The organism is Methanolobus sp. WCC5, from assembly GCF_045690325.1.
In the GTDB taxonomy this organism is placed as follows: domain Archaea; phylum Halobacteriota; class Methanosarcinia; order Methanosarcinales; family Methanosarcinaceae; genus Methanolobus.
This window is the reverse complement of the sequence record NZ_CP146981.1, coordinates 1,717,406-1,743,600: the sequence shown is the minus strand read 5'-3', so window position 1 is coordinate 1,743,600 and position 26,195 is coordinate 1,717,406. Positions and strand designations below refer to the sequence as shown.

Annotated in this window: 26 protein-coding genes and 1 pseudogene; 19 read left to right on the top strand and 8 right to left on the bottom strand. The window is 44.0% G+C overall.

The genetic code is table 11. The annotated features are described in order from the left end of the window. The first annotated feature begins 69 nt into the window (after positions 1-69). The 3 genes from V7O64_RS08475 (at position 70) to V7O64_RS08465 (ending at position 3,669) form a co-directional block, all read left to right on the top strand. A complete protein-coding gene (locus V7O64_RS08475; RefSeq protein WP_407354992.1) occupies positions 70-891 on the top strand; it encodes a hypothetical protein in 822 nt (273 codons plus the stop codon). A 143-nt stretch (positions 892-1,034) separates the two neighbouring features. Continuing rightward, positions 1,035-1,913, top strand: coding sequence for a ribonuclease HI family protein (locus V7O64_RS08470; protein ID WP_407354991.1), 879 nt, complete (start codon positions 1,035-1,037; stop codon positions 1,911-1,913). A gap of 208 nt (positions 1,914-2,121) precedes the next feature. Beyond that, a complete protein-coding gene (locus V7O64_RS08465; protein ID WP_407354990.1) occupies positions 2,122-3,669 on the top strand; it encodes a tetrathionate reductase family octaheme c-type cytochrome in 1,548 nt (515 codons plus the stop codon). An 89-nt stretch (positions 3,670-3,758) separates the two neighbouring features. Here V7O64_RS08465 and V7O64_RS08460 read toward each other — a convergent pair whose 3' ends face one another. Both V7O64_RS08460 and V7O64_RS08455 read right to left on the bottom strand, forming a co-directional pair. Next, positions 3,759-4,055: a hypothetical protein gene (locus V7O64_RS08460; protein WP_407354989.1), complete on the bottom strand. Its 297-nt coding sequence runs from the start codon at positions 4,053-4,055 to the stop codon at positions 3,759-3,761. A 128-nt stretch (positions 4,056-4,183) separates the two neighbouring features. After that, positions 4,184-5,083 (bottom strand): SdrD B-like domain-containing protein, encoded by a 900-nt coding sequence (locus tag V7O64_RS08455; RefSeq protein ID WP_407354988.1) that lies wholly within the window; start codon positions 5,081-5,083, stop codon positions 4,184-4,186. A gap of 428 nt (positions 5,084-5,511) precedes the next feature. Here V7O64_RS08455 and V7O64_RS08450 point away from each other — a divergent pair, with 428 nt between their 5' ends. After that, on the top strand, positions 5,512-5,667 hold the full coding sequence (locus V7O64_RS08450; RefSeq protein WP_407354987.1) for a hypothetical protein: 156 nt from the start codon (positions 5,512-5,514) through the stop codon (positions 5,665-5,667). 172 nt (positions 5,668-5,839) lie between these two features. On the opposite strand, the gene V7O64_RS08445 is transcribed toward V7O64_RS08450, so the two are convergent. Then, complete coding sequence (locus V7O64_RS08445; protein WP_407354986.1) at positions 5,840-5,995, bottom strand: hypothetical protein; 156 nt, start codon at positions 5,993-5,995, stop codon at positions 5,840-5,842. A 192-nt stretch (positions 5,996-6,187) separates the two neighbouring features. On the opposite strand from V7O64_RS08445, the gene V7O64_RS08440 reads away from it, so the two are divergent. The 8 genes from V7O64_RS08440 (at position 6,188) to V7O64_RS08405 (ending at position 13,159) form a co-directional block, all read left to right on the top strand. After that, positions 6,188-6,595 (top strand): hypothetical protein, encoded by a 408-nt coding sequence (locus V7O64_RS08440; RefSeq protein WP_407354985.1) that lies wholly within the window; start codon positions 6,188-6,190, stop codon positions 6,593-6,595. Between the two features lie 230 nt (positions 6,596-6,825). Next, entirely contained in the window at positions 6,826-8,430 is a 1,605-nt protein-coding gene (gene thsA, locus V7O64_RS08435) for a thermosome subunit alpha (protein WP_407357299.1), read from the top strand. Positions 8,431-8,682: 252 nt separating this feature from the next. After that, positions 8,683-9,225 carry a biotin transporter BioY gene (locus V7O64_RS08430; protein WP_407354984.1) on the top strand — a complete coding sequence of 181 codons (543 nt, stop codon included), beginning with the start codon at positions 8,683-8,685 and terminating at the stop codon, positions 9,223-9,225. Between the two features lie 9 nt (positions 9,226-9,234). Further along, a complete protein-coding gene (locus tag V7O64_RS08425) occupies positions 9,235-10,050 on the top strand; it encodes an energy-coupling factor transporter ATPase (protein WP_407354983.1) in 816 nt (271 codons plus the stop codon). Continuing rightward, positions 10,035-10,868 carry an ATP-binding cassette domain-containing protein gene (locus V7O64_RS08420; RefSeq protein WP_407354982.1) on the top strand — a complete coding sequence of 278 codons (834 nt, stop codon included), beginning with the start codon at positions 10,035-10,037 and terminating at the stop codon, positions 10,866-10,868. The genes V7O64_RS08425 and V7O64_RS08420 overlap by 16 nt, the downstream gene beginning before the upstream one ends. Next, positions 10,861-11,634, top strand: a complete 774-nt coding sequence (locus tag V7O64_RS08415) for an energy-coupling factor transporter transmembrane component T family protein (protein WP_407354981.1) — start codon at positions 10,861-10,863, stop codon at positions 11,632-11,634. The genes V7O64_RS08420 and V7O64_RS08415 overlap by 8 nt, the downstream gene beginning before the upstream one ends. A gap of 41 nt (positions 11,635-11,675) precedes the next feature. Then, positions 11,676-12,032, top strand: a complete 357-nt coding sequence (locus V7O64_RS08410) for an ArsR/SmtB family transcription factor (RefSeq protein WP_407354980.1) — start codon at positions 11,676-11,678, stop codon at positions 12,030-12,032. Then, entirely contained in the window at positions 12,032-13,159 is a 1,128-nt protein-coding gene (locus tag V7O64_RS08405; protein WP_407354979.1) for an SO_0444 family Cu/Zn efflux transporter, read from the top strand. Before V7O64_RS08410 ends, V7O64_RS08405 begins: the two co-directional genes overlap by 1 nt. 9 nt (positions 13,160-13,168) lie before the next feature. Here the strand turns inward: V7O64_RS08405 and V7O64_RS08400 are convergent, their stop codons facing one another. From V7O64_RS08400 to V7O64_RS08385, 4 genes are all read right to left on the bottom strand, one after another. After that, the gene (locus tag V7O64_RS08400; RefSeq protein WP_407354978.1) at positions 13,169-13,384 is read right to left on the bottom strand and encodes a hypothetical protein; all 216 of its coding nucleotides are present in this window, start codon (positions 13,382-13,384) and stop codon (positions 13,169-13,171) included. A gap of 106 nt (positions 13,385-13,490) precedes the next feature. Next, complete coding sequence (locus V7O64_RS08395) at positions 13,491-14,045, bottom strand: TOBE domain-containing protein (protein WP_407354977.1); 555 nt, start codon at positions 14,043-14,045, stop codon at positions 13,491-13,493. A 32-nt stretch (positions 14,046-14,077) separates the two neighbouring features. Then, positions 14,078-14,284 (bottom strand): helix-turn-helix transcriptional regulator, encoded by a 207-nt coding sequence (locus tag V7O64_RS08390; protein ID WP_407354976.1) that lies wholly within the window; start codon positions 14,282-14,284, stop codon positions 14,078-14,080. Positions 14,285-14,307: 23 nt separating this feature from the next. Beyond that, entirely contained in the window at positions 14,308-14,703 is a 396-nt protein-coding gene (locus tag V7O64_RS08385; protein WP_407354975.1) for a hypothetical protein, read from the bottom strand. Positions 14,704-14,881: 178 nt separating this feature from the next. On the opposite strand from V7O64_RS08385, the gene wrbA reads away from it, so the two are divergent. Continuing rightward, the gene (gene wrbA, locus V7O64_RS08380; protein WP_407354974.1) at positions 14,882-15,502 is read left to right on the top strand and encodes an NAD(P)H:quinone oxidoreductase; all 621 of its coding nucleotides are present in this window, start codon (positions 14,882-14,884) and stop codon (positions 15,500-15,502) included. A 203-nt stretch (positions 15,503-15,705) separates the two neighbouring features. After that, complete coding sequence (locus V7O64_RS08375; protein WP_407354973.1) at positions 15,706-19,935, top strand: alpha-2-macroglobulin family protein; 4,230 nt, start codon at positions 15,706-15,708, stop codon at positions 19,933-19,935. Positions 19,936-19,996: 61 nt separating this feature from the next. On the opposite strand, the gene V7O64_RS08370 is transcribed toward V7O64_RS08375, so the two are convergent. Further along, positions 19,997-20,497: a small multi-drug export protein gene (locus V7O64_RS08370; protein ID WP_407354972.1), complete on the bottom strand. Its 501-nt coding sequence runs from the start codon at positions 20,495-20,497 to the stop codon at positions 19,997-19,999. Between the two features lie 233 nt (positions 20,498-20,730). Here V7O64_RS08370 and V7O64_RS08365 point away from each other — a divergent pair, with 233 nt between their 5' ends. The 5 genes and pseudogenes from V7O64_RS08365 to V7O64_RS08345 form a co-directional block, all read left to right on the top strand. Then, on the top strand, positions 20,731-21,327 hold the full coding sequence (locus tag V7O64_RS08365; protein ID WP_407354971.1) for a hypothetical protein: 597 nt from the start codon (positions 20,731-20,733) through the stop codon (positions 21,325-21,327). A gap of 47 nt (positions 21,328-21,374) precedes the next feature. Continuing rightward, positions 21,375-21,776 carry a hypothetical protein gene (locus V7O64_RS08360; RefSeq protein ID WP_407354970.1) on the top strand — a complete coding sequence of 134 codons (402 nt, stop codon included), beginning with the start codon at positions 21,375-21,377 and terminating at the stop codon, positions 21,774-21,776. Positions 21,777-21,805: 29 nt separating this feature from the next. Further along, positions 21,806-24,487 carry a DNA mismatch repair protein MutS gene (gene mutS, locus V7O64_RS08355; RefSeq protein ID WP_407354969.1) on the top strand — a complete coding sequence of 894 codons (2,682 nt, stop codon included), beginning with the start codon at positions 21,806-21,808 and terminating at the stop codon, positions 24,485-24,487. Continuing rightward, positions 24,465-25,004, top strand: coding sequence for a DNA mismatch repair endonuclease MutL (gene mutL / locus V7O64_RS08350; protein WP_407357298.1), 540 nt, complete (start codon positions 24,465-24,467; stop codon positions 25,002-25,004). The genes mutS and mutL overlap by 23 nt, the downstream gene beginning before the upstream one ends. A gap of 42 nt (positions 25,005-25,046) precedes the next feature. Then, positions 25,047-26,186 (top strand): annotated as a pseudogene (locus V7O64_RS08345) (ISNCY family transposase); the annotation flags it as partial. Positions 26,187-26,195 lie beyond the last annotated feature (9 nt).

Here is a 26,195-nt window from a genome sequence, read left to right as displayed (position 1 = left end):
AAAAAGATCAACCATTTGCATGCATCCGGCCAATTTACATTTAAATACGATTTTTCCCATTCTACCATTATGGAAATCCCCGACATTGACGCATACATCAAAGAAGCCGAAAAGATTGAAAGAATGTATATGGACCTTCTGGAAGGCACAACGCAAAAAAGGATGAAGCGCATTGATGATGGTTCCACAGGATTGCAAAATGTCAAATACAGTGTATGTGTCATCAACTCCGGAAATAAGCTTCTTCAAAGTATGATCCTGGAAATATACAATGCATGGTATGAGGATTGCCATGAGCTTATCCGAAAATACTCCGTTAAGGGCATGTCCGCAAAGATCGGGGATTTTGTAGAGTTGCATGAAAATATCATAAGCCTCATCAACCTGAAAGATTCCATCAGGAAATCCAGCGAGAGAAATCACCTGAGAAAAGAATTCATTGCCAGTCTCGATGCTCAGGTAAATGTACTTCACACAGTGCGGCAAATTGTTTCTTCGGGCAGGAATGACCGGATGAGGATGCTCACAGCAAACATGCTGATATCTGGGCTGGAAGAGGCTGAAAACCTATGCGAGCGGGGACAGATCCTTCAGGCTGGTAGTCTCGCAGGGCTTGTCCTTGAAAGATATTTAAGGGCTTTGTGTGAAAAGAACGGACTTCAGGCGGGTCCGGACGCTACAATGGTCGCAATGGCTCATGATATTCATGAATCTAACCTTGTATACGAGTTTGATTCACAAATGCTCCGGACAATTGTGGATCTTGCAGTTATAATAAGCAACTGTGCAGAAACAAGTAACTGTGCAGATCTTAACGAAGAAGTCCATGCCTATGAAGTCAGGGAGATGATCGATAAGGTCCGGGAACTAATATTTCTGGCCTTTTATTGAATCAGGTATGGACGTCTGTTTTACAATCTATATATTTCTCAATACTTTACCTGGAACAGAGTTATATATTTCTGAACTAATATAATTCTGCAAGGGAATATTCCTGTGTACGGCTGAAGATACATTCTAACAGTACAAGAAACATGGATGCAATAACCTTTGACGGCTCATGCACACCTAATCCGGGTGGGTGCATGGGGTTGGGTTGGGTTGTGACCTTGCAGAGCAACTCATATTCTATACTCGGAAACGACAGGCTGGAAAAAGATACCAGCAATAACGCTCTTTTTGCGGAATATCTCGCTCTTAAGAAAGGTATGCTGGAATATGTCAAAGCTCAGGGACAGGGTCCTCTGACTGTAATGGGAGACAGTCAGACGGTTATTTACCAGATGCGTGGCATCTATCCTGTAGTGGATGAGGAGATATGGGGTATCCACAGGGATATAACAAACATCATCAGGGAATATGAACTCGATATATATTTCCGCTGGGTACCAAGGATGCAGAATCAACAGGCTGACAAATTATCAAAGACAAAGCAGAAAGTGAGGCTCATCTATCCTGCAGACAGGGAGACGCTGATTGATGTGCATAATGCTCACGTATCTGCTAATTTAAGGCAGAAGATCAATGAGATGAATTCGCTTCCTTTCCCTGCAAATGCTATGTTCAGGCGCCTCCGTTCTGATCAGGGGGACATACTATCTGATAAAAGCCTGTCCGAACTACAGAAAATGGCAGGGGAAAAAGCTGTTAAAATAGTTTCTGATGCATTTCCGGGTAAAAAAGCTAAGAACAGATATCATCAGGCTCAGGGTCTCATGTGGATGCTAAGGGGTCTGGGCATGGATCTGGCAATACGAAAGGTAAGCTTTGATACGCAGTGTAAGAAACAGGATAATGGCAGCAGTAACAAAAGGGCCCGCAAGACCAAAACCCAGCCTTCTCAAGCTAAAAAGAAAATGCCATCATCAAGGGGATCAAAGTACTATCTGAACAGGAGGACCTATGCATACTGACAATCTTTTTCCCGATTTTCTATTTTTGCAGGGTTCCATATTTTAAGATCTACTGCTGTTTGTAGTTCTCCATAGTATCAAAAACATACTTTGTTAACACTGTGTAATTGCAAAATTTCCACAGCATCACCCCATATTTAAATAGAGGTACTTTTCACCCTTATTATAGTAAACTAAGGTTGGATTGATATTATTCATGGGGTATAAAATGAAACGTACTTACTACATTGGGTTTTGCTGCTTGCTGGCTTGCGTGATCGTTCTGTGCTTCTCATCTTCGGCTTCGTATCTGAACCATTCTTTCCTCGAGGGTCCCTATGAGGTCGGGCAGGATGTGACAGCGGACTGTATCGCATGTCACTCTGAACAGGCTGCAGATATGCTTAACTCAACTCACTGGCTCTGGACCACATGTGCTGAGTGCGGTTGTGAGGAAGCAAGACTTATGGAATTGGGTAAGAGGACGGTTATTAACAATTTCTGTGTTGCTGTTTCCTCAAATGAACCGCGATGCACTTCCTGTCATACAGGATATGGGTGGAAAGATAATACTTTTGATTTTAGCAATGCATCGAATATAGACTGTCTGGTATGTCATGAGACCACAGGCAGCTACAAGAAAATACCCACTGGTGCAGGAGCAGTTGATCCTTCTGTAGATCTTTTGGCGGTGGCCAGGAGTGTGGGTAGCCCTTCAAGGGCAACATGTGGTGGCAATTGCCATTTCTTTGGAGGCGGCGGTGATAATGTAAAGCACGGGGATATGTCATCTGCATTGTATGCTCCTTCAAGGGATCTTGACGTTCATATGGGTGGTATGGATTTCCAGTGCCAGAACTGTCATAAGACAACTGCACATAACATAGCAGGCAGATTTGCCGGCATACCTGGATCGGAATGCAGGGTTGAGTGTTCTGATTGTCATGGTGAGACGCCTCACCAGGGAGAATACAGTGACCGCCTTAACGACCATTCGGATTCCATAGCCTGTCAGACATGTCACATACCCACCTTTGCCCGTGAGGTCCCGACAAAGATGTACTGGGACTGGTCAAAAGCCGGGCAGGACGTTGATACCGTACCTGTTGATGAATATGGTAAAGCCACATATAACATGATGAAAGGAGAATTCGTATGGGAGATGAATGTCGTTCCTACATATGCCTGGTTTAATGGCAGTTTTGAGAAGTATTATCTTGGGGACAAGATCGACCCGCAGGAAGTTACAGACCTTTCCACTCCTCTTGGCGACAGGTATGATGCAAATTCCAAGATATATCCTTTCAAGATCCATCTTGCAAAGCAGATCAGTGATGCACAATACCAGTACTTGTTGATTCCGGACCTTTTCGGTGGGGAGGACTCTTACTGGGCAACTTACGACTGGGACCGGGCTGTCAGGGCAGGCATGGATTATACGGGCATGCCCTACAGTGGTGAATATGAATTCGTGGAAACCACTTATTATCTGAGCATAAACCATGAAGTTGCACCTAAAGAATATGCTCTTGCCTGCAAGGATTGTCACCTGGACGGGGGTAACATGGACTTTGTTGCCCTGGGTTATGAAGGTGATCCGATGATATATGGTGAGAGAGCCATCTCGGGTAAAGAGCTCGAAAAAATAGAAGCTATGGACTCAGCTATTGATGGAGCTGCTCAGGAAAGTGCCCCGTCAACACCCGGGTTTGAACTGGTTGCAGGCCTTGTTGGTCTTTTTGCAGCAGCATTTATCGGTAAATGTAAACGCAGGTAGGTCTTTTAAGTCTGGTGTGTTTTGATCCACACCAGTTATTCCCTTTTTCCGGACTTGTCTGTTAGACAACGGTTCTAATTAGGGTGATATTACATTCCATCCGTCATCATTAATAACGCGATGAATGCAAGGATGCCAAGCAGGAAAAAGCCAGACAGTGCAAGAATGATCCTTTTTCTTTGTATTTCATCTTCAGGTGCAAGCTGTAAAGGGTTTGGATTCTTCTTTTTTTCCAGGTATGTTCCTATGCCGGCCCCAAACGCTAAGCCAATTAGCGGGCCTATTGCTATCATATCCAATACAATGCCAATAGGAATGCCAAGGGGTAAGCCGACAACCATTCCATGTGATATGAAATACCCCTTTGGATATCTCTTTTCATGCATATGGTGTAGATCATAATTTGAAATATAAATATGCATCCTTCAGGAAGGTTCTTTCCTTCTGCAATAACTAATTAGCATCTTTTAAAGATCAAAAAGATATGATCAGGTAAAAAAGAATGAGCAGAAGCTCACTCCTTCCTGCGTCTAAAGACAAACGCCATTCCAAGAATTGCAATCATTGGAATTGCCACGGTTGGGAACTCAGGTATTTCCTGTTCACTTCTAAACAGGCCGGTATCTACCATATCGTAGTAGTCCCCGGCATTTAGTGTGAAGCAGACTGTTTCTCCTGTAGTTGTATCTGCATCGCTGTCTACCGAGGGGTCACCACCCTGTAATACGGGAGCAAAGACATATCCTGTGGGCTTGATGAATACGATCTTGTAGTCACCTGCATCAAGACCTGTGAACTCATAGAATCCTGTGCCATCTGTCGTTGTATTTGCAACTAATTGTCCTGAGCATGTATACAGTTCTACAATGACCCCGGGTATTCCGGATTCTCCATTTTCCTGTATGCCATTGTTGTTCCCGTCCAGCCATACGAAATTACCCACTGCAGCAGGTTCTGGCTCTTCTTCTTCATACATACCGGCATCCCACCTGCAATCATATTCGCCTTTGCTTATGTATGTACAGATCGTTCTCCCGCTAACTTCATCTGCATCGCTGTCTTTGTAGTCTTTGCTTCCCCGGTCACGCGGGCTGAATACAAACCCTTCAGGAAGCTCGAACTCGACGTAATAGTTTTTACGCCCGTCAACTTTGAAGATGTACTTTCCTGCTGAATCAGTTGTTGTGTTCTTAAGATAAGTGCCGTCGCATTTATACAGGTTCACTTTCACTCCGGATAATCCCGGTTCATTTCTATCCTGTTTTCCATCCTTGTCCAGATCATTCCACACTCTATCGCCTATATAGCCATGATCACAGGCCGAAGCCGGTAAAGATAATAATATAAGGACTATCGAAGCGATTACTGCTATTTTGATAGTTTTCCAAATATGGTCATTTTTACTTCTCAACATATTTACCACCGTGATAACAGAGTATATACTCTTCCTTCTCATTAGGATTTATTAGTATATATGATTTTTTTAATTACATATAGTGAATAATTATACAACCAATCTAATTATTCTTCAAAGTCATATCTCTGTACATAAACTAAAGGGATAATATTCTTATGAATGTGAGATGAACTCCACTCCATGTTACAAGGGGGCTGCATGATACCTTTAATTACTTTGCTGGAGGTGAGTGTATCTGCGGTTCACAAATTATTGATAATAGGTTTTCTACAGAGCCGAACTTTGCATATGTATATATACAATATTCTTTTAATTTTGTTCTTCTGTCTTGTTGTTGCTTTTTATAAAATAAGCAAGGGAATATTTTTATATTATTACACGAAATATATATTGTTTATATATGATCGTGAATTCGAGGGGAATTTATGAAGGATCTAGACGAAAAGAAATTCGATGAGTTCAGGGAAATGTTCTGCAGATATCTGGAGACAGATGATCTCTCCGAACAGGAATTTGAACTCAGGTGCGACATGATCAATTTCGTGAAAACTGCATGTATCCAGACATTAATGTCATCTTGATCATGTAGGCCATATCAGTTGATCCAGAAAAGGGTCCCTGATCAATTGTAAAGCGAAAGCTATCTATTTTCATTTCCCTGCACTATGTCTCAGTCGAAAAATGAAAGTTTCTTCAATTAATGCATAATGGGCATATTATTGAAAAGTAAAAAAGTTACCAAATATTATTACCTTAGGCAAGCTTCATCTCTTTTCCGCAACATTTAAGTGTTATCTCACAGTCGTCGCCGCACCCGCCTGTACATTCATTGACGACCTCTAATGAGATCCCACATTCTTCGCAGGTGATACGCTGACCTGTCTTCAAAACACTGCATGCATTAGACATTGCTTTCACTCCCTTTTATCTTTACAAACAAGTTATTGTTTGTTCATGTAACATTTTCTCTTATTATCTGATAAATGTATCTTATCCAATTTCTTCTTATGCCAGAGAATAGTTTCAACCTTCGGTTTGAGCAATACTTATCTGTATAAAGGGATATCTTAAAACAGGGTTTACTGTCCCGGGTGTAAAAATATGCAGGAAATCAAAATATACATTGAAAAGACCGATAAGAATACGTTTCGCTCATCGGATATCCCTATCGTTGTGAAAATATTGCGCCAGGATGCCAAAGATGGAGCGATCGAGTTAACAAAGGATGATATCCATCTGTTCCAGGTATATTCATTCGCTCTTCAACAACTGGAACTTGTTGAGGGAACCGCCTCATCGCAAGTTCATGCCGGTGACTGGAGACAAACAGTTGATGATCTTTCCACACTTAAACAGGTGATGGATGAAATGGAACAGAAAAAAGTCATATCCAAAGTCGCATGGAATGCCGGGGGTATGGCCTTGTTCGAGATACCGGATAAAGGGTGTTACAGGGATCACGTGTACTGTCTCATACGCGCGCACCTGAACAAATTATATAGCAGGTAACAATACCTGCTGTTTAGATATTTTTGTTCAATGACATTTCACTGGTGTTGTGATTTTTGGCATGTCTTTTATTTTTTCTTCTTCCTGCCAAAAGTCCATCAGTTATCTTTATATAGAACTGCCTGCATTTAGATTGAGAAGTACAGGTAACTGTGCTCAATTGTGAGTTATATTAATTCTATTACAGACTTTATGATTCATCAGGAGGTTAAAAATTGGCAGGACAGCCTATGTACGCTTTAGGGAACAGATCTAACAGAAACCGCACAAGAGACGCACAGAGCATCAACATCCTTGCAGGAAAAGCCGTTGCAAAAGCAGTAAGGACCACACTTGGTCCAAAAGGCATGGATAAAATGCTTGTGGACTCGCTGGGAGATATCGTTATCACAAATGATGGTGCTACCATCCTCAGGGAGATGGATATCGAACATCCGGCTGCAAAGATGGTCGTTGAGGTTTCAAAAGCCCAGGACGATGAAGTCGGCGATGGTACAACAACAGCAGCCGTTCTCACAGGAGAGCTCCTCACCAAGGCAGAGGAACTCATGGATAAAGGAGTTCATCCCACGATTATTGCAACAGGTTACAGGCATGCTGCAAAGAAGGCTGTGGATATACTGAAGACCATCACTATTGATGTATCAAAGGATGACAGAGAAACCATGCGGAAGCTGGTAAAGACCGCTCTCACCGGAAAAGATGCAGGCGAATACAAGGATTTCCTCGCAGATATTGTCATCGATGCAGTACTTTCAGTTGCTGAGGAAACAGATGAAGGTACCCGGGTAGATGTGAACGATATTACCATCGAGAAGCGTGAGGGTGGCAGCATTCTCGATACTGAACTTGTCAAAGGCCTTGTCATTGACAAGGAAAGGGTCAGGCCCAACATGCCAAAAAAGATAGAAAATGCGAAGATCCTTCTTGCAAGCTTTGGTATCGAGTTCCAGAAAATAGAAAAAGAGGCAGAGATCAAGATCACATCTCCTGACCAGATGCAACTCTTTGTAGAGCAGGAAGAGAAAATGGTCAAGGATATGGTAGACCGTATAATTGCAAGTGGTGCAAATGTAGTATTCTGCCAGAAGGCAATTGATGATCTTGCACAGTACTACCTTGAAAAGGCCGGGATCTACGCATGCAGAAGGATCAAGAAGAGCGACCTTCAGAAGCTTTCAAAGGCAACCGGAGCAACCCTCTTCCAGGATGTTACTGACATTCGCTCGGAAGACCTCGGTTCTGCAGAAGTGGTAGAGGAAAGGGATCTTCACGGTTCTAAGATGACCTTCCTTCTGGGATGCAGGGAAGAAAAGACCGCATCACTCATTCTCCATGGTGGTACGATTCATATAGTTGATAGTCTCAAGCGTGCACTGAACGACGCACTCTGTGTTATCGGTGTGGCACTGGAAGATCAGAAGATCGTAGCCGGTGGTGGCTCTCCTGAGATAGAGCTTGCACTCAGGCTCAGGGAATATGCATCAACACTCAAAGGAAGGGAGCAGCTTGCAGTAGGCAAGTTCGCAGAGGCACTGGAAATAATTCCTCAAACCCTTGCAGAGAACGCCGGTCTTGATCCCATAGACAAGCTTATTGATCTGCGTGCACAGCATGAGCAGGGCAACAAGAACATGGGTCTGGATGTTTACTCCGGCAAGGTAGTAGACATGTATGAGAACAATGTCCTTGAACCACTCAGGATAAAGACCCAGGCAATTAACGCAGCCACAGAAGCAACAGTCATGATCCTCAGGATAGACGATGTTGTAGCTGCCAGCGGCAAAAGCGGTGCAATGCCACCTGGAATGCCACAGCCTGATATGGATATGTAAGTCTTTTCAGTGCAGGATCTTCCTGCACTTGACCTGTTTTTATTCAACTTTCATTCTTGTTCTCTGCGATTCTCTATTTCTATATTGTTTATTGGTGTTTATATCCTGTCATAAGGGTTATATATATTGTAAACTTTTTGCTTAAATCTGAGTCTACAATACAAGTCGTCCAGGTAATATTCAAGGATCTGGTATATTACGTTGATACCAAACATCCAGCACAAAAGAATTGACATAGACTTTGGTGATAAGATGGCAGAAAAAGTTTACTATCATAATGAAAACATCCGGAAAATGGTTTTTGCTTCCATGTTTGCTGCTATGATGGCAGTTGGGGCATATATAAGGATACCTGTTCCTGTAAGTCCGGTTCCTATTACATTGCAGATCCTTTTCATATTGATGGCAGGAGCGATGCTGGGTGCAAGATGGGGAACGATAAGTGCAATAGTCTATCTGCTTTTGGGAATTGCAGGACTTCCTGTGTTCTCTGGCGGTGGTTCCGGTCTTGGTATGTTCTTCGGGCCGACAGGTGGTTATCTTTTTGGTTTTGTGTTAGGGGCTTTTGTGACAGGTTTTCTGTGTGACCGCTATGGCAATTCCCGGTTTCATCTGAATGTACTTTTCATGTTCGCAGGACTCATCTTTATCTATGTTTTAGGTATTCTTCAACTGATTAACATTGCAAATCTCTCGATTGCAGAGTCAGTAGCCATTGGTCTTGTCCCATATATCCCGGGAGATGTGCTCAAGTTGCTGGCAGGTGCATTCATAGCATCCCGTTACTCTATTTGATGTGATTTCATGATTCGCCTAGAAAATGTAACTTATCATTATAATAAACGTGTACCGGCACTTGATTCAGTTTCTATTGATATCGATCAGGGTGAATTTGTCGGGGTTATTGGAAAGAACGGTAGTGGTAAAACAACTATCCTGCGTCACATGAATGGTCTTCTTCTTCCCGGTGAAGGTTCTGTCACGGTAAAAGGAATGGATACTAAAGATCCTTCTTCTATCTTTAAGATACGCCAGGTTGCAGGTATGGTGTTCCAGGATCCCGGGTCACAATTCATAGGGATGACCGTTGAGGAGGACATTGCATTCGGGCCGGAGAATCTTGGCCTTCCTCCCGGGGAGATACGCAGGCGTGTAGAAAATTCACTTTCAGCGGTTGGAATGACCGGTTACAACGATCATACACCCCGGACACTTAGCGGTGGTCAGAAACAGAAGGTGGCACTGGCATCAGTTCTTGCCATGGAGCCTGAGGTGATATTATTTGATGAGGTCACTTCCATGCTGGACCCGGATTCCAGAAAGGAGGTCCTGTCACTTATAACACAATTACATGAAAACGGGACCACGATCATATATGTGACCCATTGCCTGGAAGAACTGGTTCATGCAGATCGCCTTATAATAATGGAAAAAGGTCGTATTAAGCATGATGATAATCCACGTCTTCTGATAGGTCAGGGGAATGTCGTGAACTCTGGTCTTGGACTTCCCACGGTAATGGAGTTGTCCAGGCGGCTTTTAGAGGCCGGCTTTTTCGAACCCGCATCTTTTCCTTTGTCCAGGGAAGAACTGAGGGATTTACTATGTCAATTGAAGTAAAAAATCTATCTTTCTGCTATAACCGGGGAACATCACTTGAAAAACATGCAATTGACAATATCAGTTTTTCAATAGGTAAAGGTGAGTTCGTTCTCATCGGAGGTGAAGTTGGTTCCGGAAAATCAACTCTTGCAAGGCACCTGAATGGTCTCCTCAGGCCACAGTCCGGCTCGGTGACAATAGATGGGAAGGCAGCCGGAAGCAGGAAGGTTCGATCAAAAGCTGGTCTTTTGATGCAATATCCTCAAAAACAGCTTTTCGGAAGGACAGTTTATGAGGATGTTGCTTTTGCTCCTTCAAACTTCGGTTTTAAAGGAAAGGAACTGGATGAGCATGTAATGTATGCTCTGGGCCTGGCAGGTCTTGATGGGTCAGTAGCTTCACTATCTCCTTTTAGCCTCAGCGGAGGACAGATGAGGCTTGTTGCGCTTGCAGGGGTGCTGTCCATGAAACCTGATTATCTCATTCTGGATGAACCTGCCTCAGGTCTTGACCCTGATAATCGTGTGTTGCTCATCGGAACACTGGAAAAGCTTCATAGGTCCGGTATTTCTATTGTTGTTATCTCACACCAGTTATCTGAACTGCTATCACTTGCAGAAAAGATAATTATCCTAAAGAGTGGCCGTATAGAATTTGTCGGCTCTGTACCGGAATATTTAAGATCTGCTCCCTTCACGCTACCGGAGATAACGTCCCTTATGAAAGAGCTTAATCTTGCTGGTATCAATGTAGGTGATGATATTTACTCTGTTGATGATGCCTTCTCAGAAATAATCCGTTTCTTTGGTTCCCCGGAGGCCAGATTGGATGAATGATCTCTTTTTGTCTTTCATTCCGGGAGATTCCGTGCTCCACAGGCTGGATTCCAGGACAAAGATCCTTGGTCTTATGCTTGCCAGCATGTTCATTCTCAAGGTTTCATCATTTACAGGTATGTCATTACTGGCTTTTGTTTTTTTATCCCTGGTTGCTACATGTAAAATTCCCTTAAAGCATTTTTTCCGCTCTATACGTCCGATGCTGATCTTTTTTTCTTTGATTTTCTTCATGCAGCTTTTCTTCACTGAAGGGCAGGTGATTTTCCAGTATCGGATAATAAGTGCAAGTCATGAAGGCCTGGTGCTTGGTACTGTTCTGACTTTGCGCTTTGTTTTCTTGCTGCTCTTTGCAGTATTACTCACAGCGACAACTTCCCCTTCTAAGATAACCGCAGGTATTGAAAGGCTTGTTCGCCCTCTTCCTCTCAGGTATGCAGGAATATCTTCACACGACCTTGCTATGATGATGTCCCTGTCCCTATATTTTGTCCCCCTCCTGTATGATAGTTTCAAAGATCTGAGGGAGTCCCAGCTTTCAAGGGGCATGGACATCAAAAAAGATCCTGTAAAAGCTATTTTCTCTCTCGCGGTTCCCCTTGTGAGCACTTCTCTTCGTTCTGTGACAGATGTGTCCCTTGCAATGGAAAGCCGCTGTTATCGTGGTTTTGGGCGAACTTCTGTTCATTCAATAGGATTTAAAGCTTCTGATCATCTTACTATTTTTCTCTATGTTTGTTTGTTCTTTTTTTATATTGCACTTTAACTTGCAATAACATTAATATATGATCATATGTTCATATATACATGATGTTCATGGATACGGATCATATTTGCTCAGACGAAAGAACCCTGGCTGAAAGGTCAAAGAAACTACCCTCCGAAGAGTCAGTATACTCTATGTGCCAGATATTCAATGCCCTTCAGTGCACAACCCGCCCGAAGATATTGTTTCTGCTTTTACAGGGCGGTATGTGCGTGAAAGGTATAGAGAATGCGCTTGGCATATCCCAGTCCGCCGTATCCCATAGCCTGAAAAACCTGAGGCAGCTTGATCTTGTCAGGGTTAGAAAGGAAGGCAGGTTTGCAGTGTACTATCTTGCTGATGAACATGTGGAACTATTTATAACCATGTGCAGGGAACATGTGGAGGAAATGAAATAATGTCCGTTTCAGAATATGCCCTATCCTTCTTTACAGGCGTTGCAACAGAATCATGGCATATGTTTGAAGAGGCTGCGCCTTATCTGTTCCTGGGTTTTGCAGTTGCAGGTCTTTTACATGCTTTTGTTCCGGATGATAAGATACTCAAATATCTCGGCAGGTCTGCCGGGAAGTTCAGATCAGTTTTTAACGCCTCATTGCTTGGCATTCCTCTGCCTTTATGCTCATGCGGAGTGGTTCCTACAGCACTCTCCCTGAAGAACAGAGGTGCTACAAAGGGTGCCACCTTATCATTTCTCATATCAACCCCTGAAACAGGTGTGGACTCTGTTGCCATTACCTATGCTTTACTGGACCCGATCATGACGGTTTTCCGTCCCATTGCAAGTATGACAACCGCCTTGCTTACAGGTATCACAGAAAACCTATTGGGTGAGGAAAGATCTGGAACAAAGGACAAAAAAGAAGATAATTCTTTGCAAAAACCGTTCCCTGTAATGCAGCCAATGGCAACGTGCAGCGATACGGCTTGCTCATGCCATACTGTCCCTTCTTTTGACAAAGAGCCTTCCAAATCCGGTTTGAGAAAAATGACTGAAGGTTTAAGGTATGCATTCGTTGAATTGCTGGGTGACATATCAGGATGGCTGATGGTGGGTATCCTGATTGCGGGAATGATTTCCTTTATCATACCAGATGAGCTTTTCAGTGTTTATCTGGGAGGTGGTATCCTGTCAATGCTGATAATGTTGATCGTAGGTATTCCGCTCTACATATGTGCAACGGCATCTACTCCCCTTGCTGCTGCCTTTGTTGCAAAGGGAATGAGCCCCGGGACTGCTTTTGTGTTCCTGCTGGCCGGACCTGCCACAAATGCAGCAACCATCACCATGGTAACTAAATTCCTGGGGAGAAGAAGTGCGGCCATCTATCTTGGAATGATAGCAATGTGCTCTTTGGCATTCGGGCTTCTACTTGATGCCATATATCTGAGACTTGGTATTGAGATAAGCACAATTGTTGGAAGCGCCAGTGATGTACTGGCACCAGAAATAAAGACATTGTTTGCACTGGGTTTGCTACCTTTCATGGTTTATGGCACATATGTACAAAGAAGGTTAAAATAGGCAAAAGCATCATTTCTTCCTGTGAAGTTCTTTTGAGAGGATATCAGCCATCTTCTCTTTGAACTCATCGATGACAATATATCCGTGTTCTCCTTCTTTTAATATCATTCCTTGGGCCATTTCAGTATCTGGCTCTTCATGGGCAGGTATACTTGTTATATTTCCAAGCGTGGAAAGGTTCTTTATTTTGCCGCTTCCCCATGAAAAATCTTCATTTTCTGACATAAAGTCTCCATTTTACTGACAGGATCAGATTTATTTTATTTATTTCTGCTATATAGGTATATAAGGGATATAAAGTATATACGGTTTTTGAATAGATCGCTGGAGGTCAATTTCCTTCTTCTCTTGTTCTTTCTTTGCCAATAAGGACTCCTGTGGACTTGATTATCGCGTATACCATGTCTCCTTCCCTGATATCAAGTCTCTCAACAGCTTCGGAAGTGATTATGGATGTAAGTGCTGAAGGCTCTATTTCCAGTTTTACCCTGGAGACAAGTCCTTCCTTTTCCACTGAAACAACCCTTGCAGGTATTTTGTTACGTGCAGATATTGCAAGTCCTATATTCTCCCAGGACCCTTCATCCTCCATGGTGCTGTCTATGAATTTTCTGTTGATCTCATATTCACTGATAAGCCGGCGCCCTTCTTCGGTGAGGAACGTACCCTGATTCTTTCCCCCGCGAATGGTGGTGACTACATCCTTCCCGAGCCTTTCGCTCATTTTGTTCAGCACGTTCCAGGCATGCTTGTAGGAAATATCCAGTTTTTCACAGGCCTTTCTAAGTGACCTTTCCTCATCGATGGCTTTAAGGAGTGCAACTTTTCCGGCACCAATAATTGGTTTTCCATCCTCTGCAAGCCAGACTTTTGTTTTAGTTTCCATAATTATCTCTCCTTTGTCATTTCTCTCCTGTGTCATTTGAGGTCTGATTCATCAAATATGAATAGCTCATCAATAGTTGTTTCAAGGGTATTTGCTACCTTATATGCAAGTTTTAGTGAGGGGTTATATTTTCCTTTTTCCAGAAAACCGATTGTTTCCCTTCTGACACCGACTTTATTTGCAAGTTCCTCCTGTGTCAGTTCATGCCTGGCCCGGAGCTCCTTGATCCTCGTCTTCATATGATCATCCTTTGTATTTTTACTTATTCAACATCTCCCTTCCTGAAAAGGTACCATTGAATGCCTTTTGCTGTAATTACCATGGTGAACATGAGGATTCCCAACACCTGTTTTACATTCAACTGCGCTAGTGCGAGCTCTTCCACCCAGAACAGGAGGGCTATCACCATAAGGGAGATGAACCAGGAATAAGAGAGTCCGTAAGCACCTATTTTTACAGTTCTTTCGTCTTTTACAGGTCCATTACGATATCTTCTTGCTTTAAGGAATGTGACAAGAAGAATAACAGCTCCGATGTTGATCAGAATGATGCCTATCTGCTGATTTTCCTGAATCAGAGATACCAGAGCAACTCCTGTCAGGATCAGTACAAAGCCAAGTGAATAATTCATTTTTATATATTTTTCCTGTATTTCCATCAAATTCCTCTATCTGATTCTAACATAATGTTAGATATTAATATTATTATGTTATTTATTTCTAACACAACATATTTAAAATTATGTATCTATATCTTTGCCGGATACTTACTTATGCTGCCATTCACCCATATTAAAACGTTATTAAGTTAGGCTTGATAATTTCAAAGAGGCGGGAATGATGAGAATAAATGTTATTTTTTACAGCCTTTACGGTCACAACTATAAGATGGCCGAGGCTGTTGCAGAAGGTGCCAGAGAAGTAGAAGATGCAGAAGTCGGATTATATCAGGTAGAGGAAACCTTTACACCGGAAATTCTTGAAAAAATGGGAGCAACATACTCAAAGAAAAGTTTTGAGCATATTCCTGTTGCAGACATTGAGAATCTTTCTGAAGCAGATGCCATCATCTTTGGAACACCGACAAGATTTGGAATGATGGCTGCACAGATGCGTGCCTTCCTTGACAGGACGGGAGGGATCTGGTCAAAGGGTGAGCTAATAGGTAAAGTAGGAAGTGTCTTTACATCCAGCAGCACCCAGCATGGCGGTCAGGAATCCACGATACTTAGTTTCCATACAACACTGCTACATCATGGTATGATCATAGTTGGTGTACCATATTCTGAAAAAAGGCAGTCGATCCTTGATGAGATCACAGGTGGAAGTCCATATGGTGCTTCAACGGTTGCCGGCAGCGGCCCGAATACCAGACATCCAAGTGAGAACGAGCTTGGGATCGCAAGGTTTCAGGGAAGGCATGTTGCGCAGATCACGAAAAAGCTGGTGGGGGAATAACAGACTGGTAACACCTAATAACAGCTCTATAGTGGATCAATGGCAGATTACTTATTTCACTTTTTATTCTTCTTTTTCCTTTAACAAATCAAAATGCTCCCCCTTTCATAACTTCAAACATCTTTGAAGTTTAAGCAAAGTATATACAGCCATAGTCCTAAATTCTGTAATATGGAACAATTTACGTTTTTGAAGTGGTAAACATGAACTTTGCAGAGAGAAAGACAAAAGCATTCTTTTTTGTATCGTTGATAACGCTTTTTGCAGTTTTGATGTCAGGATGTAGCGGAAATGAAACCGGAGGGTCCGGGTCTGAGTCCAATATTGCCGGTCCGTGCGGTGGCCAGGTTGCCCTTTCCGGGGATGAGTTCCTGATACTTGCACCAAAGATGCTCTTCTCAGGCGGTGAGAGCTCCGTTACCATGGCAGCTTTCTCTGATAGGGGGCCTGTTGAACGTTGTGTTGAATATACGCTTACTGATAGCAAGAACAATGAGATACCGCTGGTCCGGGCATCTACTTCTGAATCCGGGAATGTTGTGGCCTCTTTTGAAGTGCCGGATGTTGAAGAGGGGACCTATGTACTAACAGCAAAACCTTCAGGTGTCGATACTGAGTTCAGCGCAACCGTGAAAGTGATAAGGAACAATCCTCTTTTCATCGAGACTGACAAGCCCATATACAAACCCGGACAGACCGTACATGGCAGGATACTTTCCCTGAACAACGATCTTGTACCTGTTCAGGAGAATATCACCGTTGAAATTACCGATGCCAAAGGTATCAAGGTATTCAAAGAAGAAATGAGTTCTAACAAATATGGTGTTGCTTCCTTTGACCTGCCACTCGCATCCGAGCTGAACCTGGGAACATGGAAGATAGTCGCAACAGCGGGTGATTCGATCTCAAATGTCGACATACAGGTTGATAAATACGTACTACCGAAATTCGGCGTGTCAGTTGAGACTTCCCGGGAATGGTTCCTGGCCTCTGACAGGATTACAGGCACTGTATCGGCGAACTATTTCTTTGGAAAGGATGTCCAGGGCGATGTGCTTGTTGAAGCTTCACGATACGTAGGTGAATGGGAGCAGTATGCCAGCTTTTCCGGAAAATTAAAGGATGGCTCAGTTGAGTTCGAGTTGCCTTCTGTGGGGTATGCAGCCGGTACATACGGGGCAGGTGGCCAGGCAAGCCTCATGCTCAATGTGACCGTCACCGACACGGGCAATCACAACGAGACCAGCAACAAGCTGCTGACCATAGCCAATTCGCCTCTTGTCATCCAGCTTATCCCCGAATCAAGCACTATAAAACCAGGGATGCCGTTGCAGGTGCTGCTGGTCACAAAAGACCCGGGAGGCGACCCTGTGGATACTGAAGTGATGGTGGAGGCACGTATAAGGGATGATTCTTACAGTTTCACCGAGGACACAAGGCTTGTAATAACCGAAGGTGGAGTTGCAATGCTTCAATACGATATCCCTAATAATACCAATCATCTGTTCATAGATGCCTACACTGATGATTCCCGGTCCAGCAAGTCCCTGAATGCAGCCTACTCGCCAAGTGCCAGTTTCATACACATTACCCAGACCAGTGAAGGAATACCAAAAGTCGGTGACACGGTATCACTGAGGGTCTACTCCACAAACCCGGGGACTGTATACTATGATGTATTCGCAAACGGCAGGACCGTATATTCAGCTACGAGTGATGAGCAGGATATTAGCATACCAGTGACACCAGAGATGAGCCCGCAGGCAAAAGTGGTCGCTTATATGATAAACCCTAACAGTGAGGTGTCTGTGGATGTACTCCCGATTGATGTTGAATTCTCCACACAGGTGGATCTTTCCCCTTCATTTGACAGTGGATCGGTTGAGCCCGGGGATAATGTGACCGTTATCTTTGATGCAGGGAGCATGTCCATGATAGGTTTCTCCATAGTAGATGAATCGGTATATGCGCTCAGTGAGGGCAGGCTCAACCTCAGGCAGGTATTCGATGAGCTTGAAAGGCGCTTCATGGTGCCCATGGCAGAGTCACATCCTTCATGGTATATGGAAGGTGCCTATGATATACTGGAAAGTGCCGGTGTCGTTGTGATGGCTTCACCAGGCATCGATGTACCACAGTCACCAAACAGGGGGATGGAATTTGAAGTGAATGGTTTTGCGGGATTTTTCGCAGGTATGGAAGTTCCTATGGACGATGGTATGGTCAGAGAGGCAATGCCAATGGCTGTGGATGAAGTGGCTGTTGAAGAGATCATGGAAGAGGCAGGCGGGGAGCTTGCAGAAGTGCAGCGTGTACGCCAGTTCTTCCCAGAGACCTGGGTGTGGATGCCTGAGCTTCTAACCGATGAGAATGGCCTTGCAAGGATTGACCTGACAGCTCCTGACAGCATAACAACCTGGAGATTGCATGCGGTCTCATCAGGTCCTGCCGGCATTGGTATTTCCGGATCAGGCCTGACGGTGTTCCAGGATTTCTTCATCGATCCTGACCTGCCGTACTCGGTGACCAGGGGTGAGGAGTTCCCTGTGCAGGTGCAGGTTTACAATTATCTTGATACTGCACAGGATGTGAAGCTCACTCTGACAGGCGCTGACTGGTTTGAGATCATTGGTGATGATGTGCGGGATGTTACTGTTGAGGCTAACGGTGTGGGATATGCAAGCTTTACGATTAGTCCGGCAAAAGTTGGAAAACAGATCATTGAGATAACAGGACAGACCACAAAACGAGCTGATGCGGTAAGAAAGGATATCATTGTTGAGGCGGAAGGTGCACCCCGTGAGATAGTTGACAACGGAGTGCTCAGCAACGGATCAGTGGAGCTTGATCCAACGCTGCCGGCAGACATTGTTCCGGATTCCGGGAAAGTGCTTGTGAGTTTCACCCCGAGCATTGTTGCCCAGAGCATAAGTGGTGTTGATGACCTGCTGGGCATGCCTTACGGATGCGGGGAGCAGAATATGATGCTTTTTTCCACCGATGTGGAGATCCTGCGCTATCTTAAGGCTACCGGACAGGATAAACCGGAGGTAAGGGCAAAGGCTGAGATGTATATCATCACAGGTTACCAGCGCCAGCTGACCTACCGCCACAGTGATGGCTCTTTCTCCGCCTTTGGGCAGAGCGATGCAAGTGGCAGTCTGTGGCTTACGTCCTTTGTGCTGTCACAGTTCAGTGGTGCCAGGGATGTGACCACTATTGATGAGGATGTCCTGTCTGAGGCTTCCGGCTGGATAGGATCCCATCAGCAGGAAGATGGTTCATGGGAGCCAGTGGGATTTGTGATACACCAGGACATGATGGGTGGTGTGAGCGGTACCTACGCTCTGACAGCCTATGTGACACTTGCCCTTGACGAGTACGGTTCTGCAAATCCTGTTGTAATGGCAAAGGCACAGAAATATCTGGAGGACCACCTTGCAGACCAGGATGACCCATATGCACTTGCCATCGGTACCTTTGCTCTGCAAAAGCTTGGCAGTCCGTTTGCCGATAAGGCTCTCAATGACCTGCTCTCCATTGCTAAACAGGATGATGAAGGCACTTACTGGGGATATGGTGATGGAACTGTGACAAAACCATACGAATATGGTGGCTATGATTTCATAATCCCTTCCAGCAAGAATGTGGAAACAACATCTTACGCAACTCTTGCCCTGATAGAGGCAAAACACCCGGCAGCCATCTCTTCATTGAAATGGATAGCAGCCCAGCGCAATTCCAGCGGTGGATTTTCCAGTACACAGGATACCGTCATGGCTTTCAGGGCACTGATGGGGGCGGCAGCATCCGCAGGCAGGGATATAGATGCAACAGTACATGTCATCGCAGATGGCACAAATATCAGGTCCGTGAAAGTGGACCGGCAGAATTTCGATGTGGTGCAGATAATTGAGATCCCTGCCGGAACATCGAATGTGAAGCTAGAAATGGATGGTACGGGAGACCTGAACTATCAGCTTGTCAGGCGTTTCAATGTGATATTGCCTGATGTGACCGAACAGAAAGAGATAGAACTTAAAGTGGAATATGATTCTGCCAGTGTTGCTGTAAATGATATAGTAACGGTGAATGCCCTGGTTAAGTACAACGGCATACGGGGTATTGGTGGCAGTGTAACTTCAAGTGGAATGATGATAGTGGACCTTGCCGTACCAACGGGCTTCAGTCCGGTAACGTCAAGCCTTGAAACTCTCAGGGAGAAAGAAGATAAGATCACACGCTATGAAATAGCCGGAAGGAAAGTAATATTCTATATCGATGACATGCAACCGGGTGAGGTACTGGATATCAGTATGCAGGTCCGGGCACTGTTCCCGGTGAAGGCCATCGTATCAGAGAGCAGGGCTTATTCGTACTACAATCCGCAGGTTGTGGCTGAGGTGAAGGGAATGGATGTGACTGTGGTCTAAGGGGACCATATCCCCTTTATTTTTATTTTTCATCTGCTTAATTGACTGGAATCCAATCCTTCTATCCAGCTATCCATTTCAGGCTCTCTATTCCATAATATGAAACAGCTGCAATTATTATGGTCCATATGAACAGGCTGATGGTCATCCATAATGCCACAGGATTCTTTTTGGAACCCAGGCTAAGTGCAATAAGCGCAGCAAAATGAGTGCCCAGTATCAAAGGCCCCATCATTGCAATTCCTGGCAATCCGTAGCTGTTCCAGAGCTTAATGGCCTTTTTTCTTCTTCCGGATGGAGCAGAGGTGTTTTCCGGGTTGTCTTCATTTACCCTGAACTTTTTCCATATGGTATTCAGGGAGTGATGGGCAAATACCAAAAGAAAGACCGTTACCAGGTTTCCCGTAAATGCCAGGAAAGAGACTACAAAAGGATCCAGCCCCATGGCAATTGCAGGAGGTATCACTATAAGTATCTCAAACCAGGGGATAGCTGCCATTATGAATACCAGGGCATAAGCAGCAAATCCGGTAGTGCTACTCAATGATTCAATCCCGATCATGGATTGGTAATAGTTTCCAGTTTCTCATATACTTTATCGTTAGTTTTCCTGTGCAAAAAACATTTATAAGTGATAAACCTATCATTTTTTTAAATAAATGCTAAATGCTATAGAAAAATGGTGTGGATACTCATTGCCCTGTAGTCTGCCCTATAGCAGGCCAATGTTCATAGTGGTCAAAACATGGGATTCAGTAAGACAGGTTCCCGGATATTTATTGCTTGCTTGATGATATGGATCTGAGACTTATATTCATAATTGGATTTGCAGGGTTCGTTGTAACCGCTATTTTGATGGCGATTATATTTACTTATCTTGGCGAGCAAAGAAGAACAAAGGAATTGAAAGAAAAGGCCGGATTACTTGGATTCGAGCCGGCTTCACAGGCTATCGTAACTTCCATCGGTTTTGAGCAAACCCGGATTGGGAACAAACAAAAAATATACAATGTTTTTACAGGCACATTTAATGATGTCCAGGTGATCTTTTTTGATCAGATCACAGTTATTGGAAGTTTCATAACCGGCGGCGGAACTTCTCATGGTGGTACTTTCAAGTCTTCAGGTATCATATTTAAGGAAAAGTGTCCTGTTTTCGAACTCCAGCCCCGTTCTCCACTCTCAAAGAATGCATACAACCAATACTTCTCTCTGAAAGGTGATACTTCTTTTATTAACGAAGATATTTCTGGTCACATCGGGAGAAATTATGTCATCGAGTCCAACGGAACACATGTGCTGTTTGTGCCTTCGGGTAAACTTGTTGTGGATATTGGTGAGGAATTAAAAGCCGCCTATCAGATAATGCAGGCTATAGCTTCTAAACAGTAAGTTTATATTCCATTTAATCAGGATATCCTTTTTGAAGGGGGATTTAAATGAACAAATATCTGAAAATGGTCCTTTACGGACTAATCGTGTGGCTGGTTCCTTTTCTCGTGTCCTTTGCATTCGTTGACCGGCAAGGCAATTTCATAGTAGATGAAACTTTCTTCAAATCCATCATGGTGGTTACAGGTGCTCTTGCAGGCGTTGTTCTTGCAGTGGGATACTTCAGGTATGTTGAAACAAACTATCTGAATGAAGGAATCGTTCTGGGCCTGATCTGGCTGGTCATTAATCTTGCACTGGATCTTTCAATGGTTTATGGTGGATTTTTCGATATGTCAGTTACTCAATACTTTACTGATATAGGCATGAGATACCTTTCCATGCCGATATATACCATTGGGATGGGCTATGCACTGATGCAAAAAACAAAAATACTAACAACCAGATAATTGGCAGCATCAATTTTGTGTGATTCTATATGGAAAAGATGACCCCGGCAATGCAGCAGTATTATGCAGCCAAGGAAGAGCATAGGGATGCTCTCATATTCTTCAGGATGGGGGACTTCTACGAGTCCTTCGGAGAGGATGCTAAAACTATCGCAAAGGAGCTTGAGATCACTCTGACGACCCGGGGGAAAGGACGGGACGGGGAAAAGATGCCCCTGGCAGGCATTCCCTATCATGCGATTGACAATTATCTTCCCCGGCTTATCAAAAAGGGCTACAAGGTCGCCATATGTGAGCAGCTTGAGGACCCCAGGAAGGCAAAAGGTGTTGTCAAGCGTGGGGTTGTGCGGGTTGTCACTCCAGGTACTGCCATGGATTCTTCAATGTTCACGGATGCTTCAAATAACTACCTGATGGCAGTGTATGGTGAAAAGGATGAATACGGTCTCTCTTTCCTGGATATTTCCACAGGGGAGTTCCTGGTCACACAGTTCACAGACAGTGCACCATTTGACAGGATCGCAAGTGAGGTTGCAAGAATGAGTCCGTCGGAATGCATCATGCCACCTTCTCTTAAGGAGGATCGGCAACTCTGTGAACGTTTAAGGGAACTGAAGGTTATCATCCATGAATGTGATGTGGATCTTTTCGACCCGGCAGGAGCTGAAAAGACGCTCCTGGAACAGTTCAGGGTGTCCACACTGGAGGGTATGGGCTGCAGTGAGCTCCGGTCTGCGGTAGCTTCTGCAGGTGCTGCGCTGCGTTATGCTACTGATACCCAGAAGAGGGAACTGTCGCAGGTACAATCCCTGAACACTTATTTCGATTCCCAGTTCATGGTACTGGATGCCATTACCCTGAGAAACCTTGAGATAATCAGGAATGTACGGGGCGAAGGTAACGATTCTTCATTGATGGGGGTGCTTGATGAGACAAAGACTCCCATGGGCAAGAGGCTCCTGCAGAAATGGCTCCTGAAACCACTCATATCTGTCGATGCCATCAATGACAGGCTGGATGCTGTGGCGTGGCTTCATGATAATACACTTGTTCGTTTTGATATCCGTGCTCATCTTTCCTTTGTAAAGGACATGGAAAGGCTTGTAGGCAGGGTCATGTATGGTAATTCAAATGCAAGGGACCTTGTATCATTGAAAAGGTCACTTGAAGCAGTTCCTCAGCTGCTTGATTCACTCATGGGCTGCAAGGGCGTTGGCATACTGGAAGATATTGTGTCGCAACTGTCTTCCTTCAGGGAACTGGAGGAGCTTGCCAGGCTCATAGACAACGCCATTGTTGAAGAGCCACCCCTTAGTGTGAGGGACGGCGGTATGATAAGATCCGGCTATAACCAGCAGCTGGATGAGCTGGCAGACCTTTCCAAAAACGGCAAGCAGTGGGTTGCAAAATTCCAGCAGAAGGAGCGAGACCGGACAGGTATCAGGTCCCTTAAGGTGGGGTACAACAAGGTATTCGGTTATTATCTCGAGGTTACAAAGTCCAATATATCCCAGGTCCCCGATGATTATATCCGGAAACAGACCATGACCAATGCCGAGCGTTTCTACACTCCGCAACTCAAGGAGCGTGAGAGTGCCATTCTCTTGGCAGACGAGAAGATGACCGCACTGGAGTACGAACTGCTCTGTGATATCAATTCCACTGTTGCATCACATTCCCGGCAGTTACAGGAAACGGCTTCTCTGATAGGTATGCTGGATGTGCTTGCAGACCTGGCTGAAGTGGCTGCCAATAACAACTACGTAAGGCCGGCAATAGCCCCGGACTGCAGGCTTCTCATAAGGGACGGGAGACATCCTGTTGTTGAGAATACGGTTCCCGGCGGTTTTGTTCCCAACGATACGGAAATGGATTGCAGCGAGAACCAGTTCCAGCTTATAACCGGGCCCAACATGGCAGGTAAGTCTACATATATGAGGCAGATCGCTATGATCGTTATCATGGCTCAGGCCGGGTCCTTTGTGCCGGCTTCCCATGCTTTGGTCGGTATAGTTGACAGGGTTTTCACAAGGGTTGGGGCCTTTGATGACCTTGCAAGCGGACAGAGCACTTTCATGGTGGAAATGGTGGAACTTGCAAACATCCTGAACAACGCCACTCCTAAAAGCCTGGTGCTGCTGGATGAGATAGGCAGGGGCACCAGTACTTATGATGGTTACAGTATCGCAAAGGCCGTGGTGGAATATATCCATAACAAAGGGCGTGTGGGTGTAAGATCATTGTTTGCCACACATTACCATCAGCTTACGGATATGGCGGCAAACCTGAAGCGTGTGAGGAATTACCACATAGCTGTAAAGGAGGATGGGGATGACCTGGTCTTCCTGCGCAAGATCGTGCCCGGTGCAACGGACCGAAGCTATGGTATACATGTTGCAAGGATAGCAGGCGTCCCGCATGCTGTTACAAACAGGGCCAGGGAGATCCTTGAGGATATAGAGAATGAATGCGTTATAAGTGATGATGATCGCAGGGGACGGAAAAAGCAACGCAGCAGTGCCAAGTATACCCAGGTGATACTTTTTGACCAGAATAGCTCATATGGTGCTGAGGATACAGGTAAGAAAAATCCTGTGCTGGAAGAACTTACGAGGCTGGACCTCAATACAATGACCCCTCTGGAAGCAATGAATAAACTGCATGATCTTAAGGGCAAATTATGTGGAGATGAAACGCACAATGACAGGTGATTCATGTGATACAGGGACATCAAGGATCAGGTTACTTGATGAGTCCACCATCAATAAAATAGCAGCAGGAGAAGTGATCGAGCGCCCGGCTTCAGTGGTCAAGGAGCTAATTGAGAATTCCATTGATGCTAATGCGTCCGATGTTCGAGTGGAAATAGGGGGGTATGGCACGAAAAGTATTCTTGTTGTTGACAATGGCATTGGAATGAGCCATATGGATGCCTCCCTTGCATTCAAGAAACATGCAACCAGTAAAATAAACAGTATCGAAGACCTTGATCGTATACTTACCATGGGATTTAGAGGTGAAGCCCTGGCTTCCATTGCTTCAGTTGCAAAGGTTGAACTTGTCACCCGGCAGGAAAGTGGAATAGAAGGCACCAGGGTCGCAGTTGACAGCAGCGGTGTCAGGAGCATAAGTTCTGCAGGCACTGCTGTTGGGACAAGCATACTTGTCAATGATCTTTTCTACAGTACGGGGCTGTCAAAAACTTTGGGGTTGCAAAGCCTGAGTTAATTAATAACAATAAATATATATTATGAAAGTAGATATGGTTTTGTGACAAACCATATCATATCCACTTTCAAATCTCATATTAGCTCAATTCAACTTAAACTAAACGACTGTTTTTCAGGTATCACAAGCTTTGAAGATGCTATCATATCCCAATTGTCTTCAACTGAAAATAGGAATATTCACAATGAGAAGGAGCTTGTTCTGCATGCAGACAATCATTTTGATCTCCTTCATCCTTACTGTCCTGTTTGTGGTTCCAGGAAAGTAATCAAACAAGAATATTACAAACGCAAGCTAAAATTAACAGAATTTGGAAGTCAGGTTATTTATGTTCGAAGATACTATTGTAAGATTTGTTCTAAAAAATTCACAACACCTCTTGATTCAATTGTAAAAAAAGGACATCAATATGCCCGAACTTATGAACACTATATAGAAAAAACCTATGAGGCTGGCTATTGTTCATTCAGACATCTGCAAAAGATCTTCACATCGCTATACGATTGTTCTCCCTCTCATCAGACCATTTACAACTGGATTGCAGGATCAAACAGAATATCAATATCAAGCGATGATAATCATTATTCTGGATACTATTGTTATGATGAACAATACATAAAACTGAATGGAAATCGCTTTTATAGGCTCAGTTTGATAGACTCTGTACTGAATAAACCAGTAGAAGAGAAAATTGTGCCAAATCTTGAATATGATACTGTTAAGGGTTTTATTAAAAATGCTGTAGCTTCTAAGCCTCTTCATGCCATTTCAACCGACCACCGAAGAAAATATAAATCGATTATGGATGCACTAAAAATCAAGCATCAACTTTGCATATTTCATTTGTACAAGCTTGTTGGGAAAGATGTGTACAAAAAACTAAAATCAAAATTTATTGGCTCTAGGGAAAAGATCAGGTTGTGTTTAGCATTTACAAAGATCAAAGAAGTGTTTAGAACATATGACCTAAATATCGCAATCAAGAGACTTCAAGAGATAATCAGTAATATGGAAGAAATTCCACATTTACTTCACAAATCAATAGATAAGATTATAAAAGACTTCGAAAGGTTGACTCTGTTTATGGTGGATGAAATGATTTCAAAAACAACAAACCCTATTGAGAATTATTATCGACAAACGTTACCTGATTCGTTGAAAAGGATATTTAAAACACCGAAGGGGATATTG

What these genes read in the sequence shown, in the direction of transcription:
- V7O64_RS08475 (WP_407354992.1), top strand. Translation starts at nt 70, where the DNA reads ATGGAAATCCCCGACATTGACGCATACATCAAAGAAGCCGAAAAGATT.
- mutS (WP_407354969.1), top strand. Translation starts at nt 21,806, where the DNA reads ATGGAAAAGATGACCCCGGCAATGCAGCAGTATTATGCAGCCAAGGAA.
- V7O64_RS08405 (WP_407354979.1), top strand. Translation starts at nt 12,032, where the DNA reads ATGTCCGTTTCAGAATATGCCCTATCCTTCTTTACAGGCGTTGCAACA.
- V7O64_RS08365 (WP_407354971.1), top strand. Translation starts at nt 20,731, where the DNA reads ATGGATCTGAGACTTATATTCATAATTGGATTTGCAGGGTTCGTTGTA.
- V7O64_RS08440 (WP_407354985.1), top strand. Translation starts at nt 6,188, where the DNA reads ATGCAGGAAATCAAAATATACATTGAAAAGACCGATAAGAATACGTTT.
- V7O64_RS08460 (WP_407354989.1), bottom strand. Translation starts at nt 4,055, where the DNA reads ATGCATGAAAAGAGATATCCAAAGGGGTATTTCATATCACATGGAATG.
- V7O64_RS08470 (WP_407354991.1), top strand. Translation starts at nt 1,035, where the DNA reads ATGGATGCAATAACCTTTGACGGCTCATGCACACCTAATCCGGGTGGG.
- V7O64_RS08400 (WP_407354978.1), bottom strand. Translation starts at nt 13,384, where the DNA reads ATGTCAGAAAATGAAGATTTTTCATGGGGAAGCGGCAAAATAAAGAAC.
- V7O64_RS08425 (WP_407354983.1), top strand. Translation starts at nt 9,235, where the DNA reads ATGATTCGCCTAGAAAATGTAACTTATCATTATAATAAACGTGTACCG.
- V7O64_RS08420 (WP_407354982.1), top strand. Translation starts at nt 10,035, where the DNA reads ATGTCAATTGAAGTAAAAAATCTATCTTTCTGCTATAACCGGGGAACA.
- V7O64_RS08375 (WP_407354973.1), top strand. Translation starts at nt 15,706, where the DNA reads ATGAACTTTGCAGAGAGAAAGACAAAAGCATTCTTTTTTGTATCGTTG.
- thsA (WP_407357299.1), top strand. Translation starts at nt 6,826, where the DNA reads ATGTACGCTTTAGGGAACAGATCTAACAGAAACCGCACAAGAGACGCA.
- V7O64_RS08455 (WP_407354988.1), bottom strand. Translation starts at nt 5,083, where the DNA reads ATGTTGAGAAGTAAAAATGACCATATTTGGAAAACTATCAAAATAGCA.
- V7O64_RS08450 (WP_407354987.1), top strand. Translation starts at nt 5,512, where the DNA reads ATGAAGGATCTAGACGAAAAGAAATTCGATGAGTTCAGGGAAATGTTC.
- V7O64_RS08395 (WP_407354977.1), bottom strand. Translation starts at nt 14,045, where the DNA reads ATGGAAACTAAAACAAAAGTCTGGCTTGCAGAGGATGGAAAACCAATT.
- V7O64_RS08465 (WP_407354990.1), top strand. Translation starts at nt 2,122, where the DNA reads ATGAAACGTACTTACTACATTGGGTTTTGCTGCTTGCTGGCTTGCGTG.
- V7O64_RS08445 (WP_407354986.1), bottom strand. Translation starts at nt 5,995, where the DNA reads ATGTCTAATGCATGCAGTGTTTTGAAGACAGGTCAGCGTATCACCTGC.
- V7O64_RS08390 (WP_407354976.1), bottom strand. Translation starts at nt 14,284, where the DNA reads ATGAAGACGAGGATCAAGGAGCTCCGGGCCAGGCATGAACTGACACAG.
- V7O64_RS08360 (WP_407354970.1), top strand. Translation starts at nt 21,375, where the DNA reads ATGAACAAATATCTGAAAATGGTCCTTTACGGACTAATCGTGTGGCTG.
- V7O64_RS08430 (WP_407354984.1), top strand. Translation starts at nt 8,683, where the DNA reads ATGGCAGAAAAAGTTTACTATCATAATGAAAACATCCGGAAAATGGTT.
- V7O64_RS08370 (WP_407354972.1), bottom strand. Translation starts at nt 20,497, where the DNA reads ATGATCGGGATTGAATCATTGAGTAGCACTACCGGATTTGCTGCTTAT.
- mutL (WP_407357298.1), top strand. Translation starts at nt 24,465, where the DNA reads ATGAAACGCACAATGACAGGTGATTCATGTGATACAGGGACATCAAGG.
- V7O64_RS08385 (WP_407354975.1), bottom strand. Translation starts at nt 14,703, where the DNA reads ATGGAAATACAGGAAAAATATATAAAAATGAATTATTCACTTGGCTTT.
- V7O64_RS08415 (WP_407354981.1), top strand. Translation starts at nt 10,861, where the DNA reads ATGAATGATCTCTTTTTGTCTTTCATTCCGGGAGATTCCGTGCTCCAC.
- wrbA (WP_407354974.1), top strand. Translation starts at nt 14,882, where the DNA reads ATGATGAGAATAAATGTTATTTTTTACAGCCTTTACGGTCACAACTAT.
- V7O64_RS08410 (WP_407354980.1), top strand. Translation starts at nt 11,676, where the DNA reads ATGATGTTCATGGATACGGATCATATTTGCTCAGACGAAAGAACCCTG.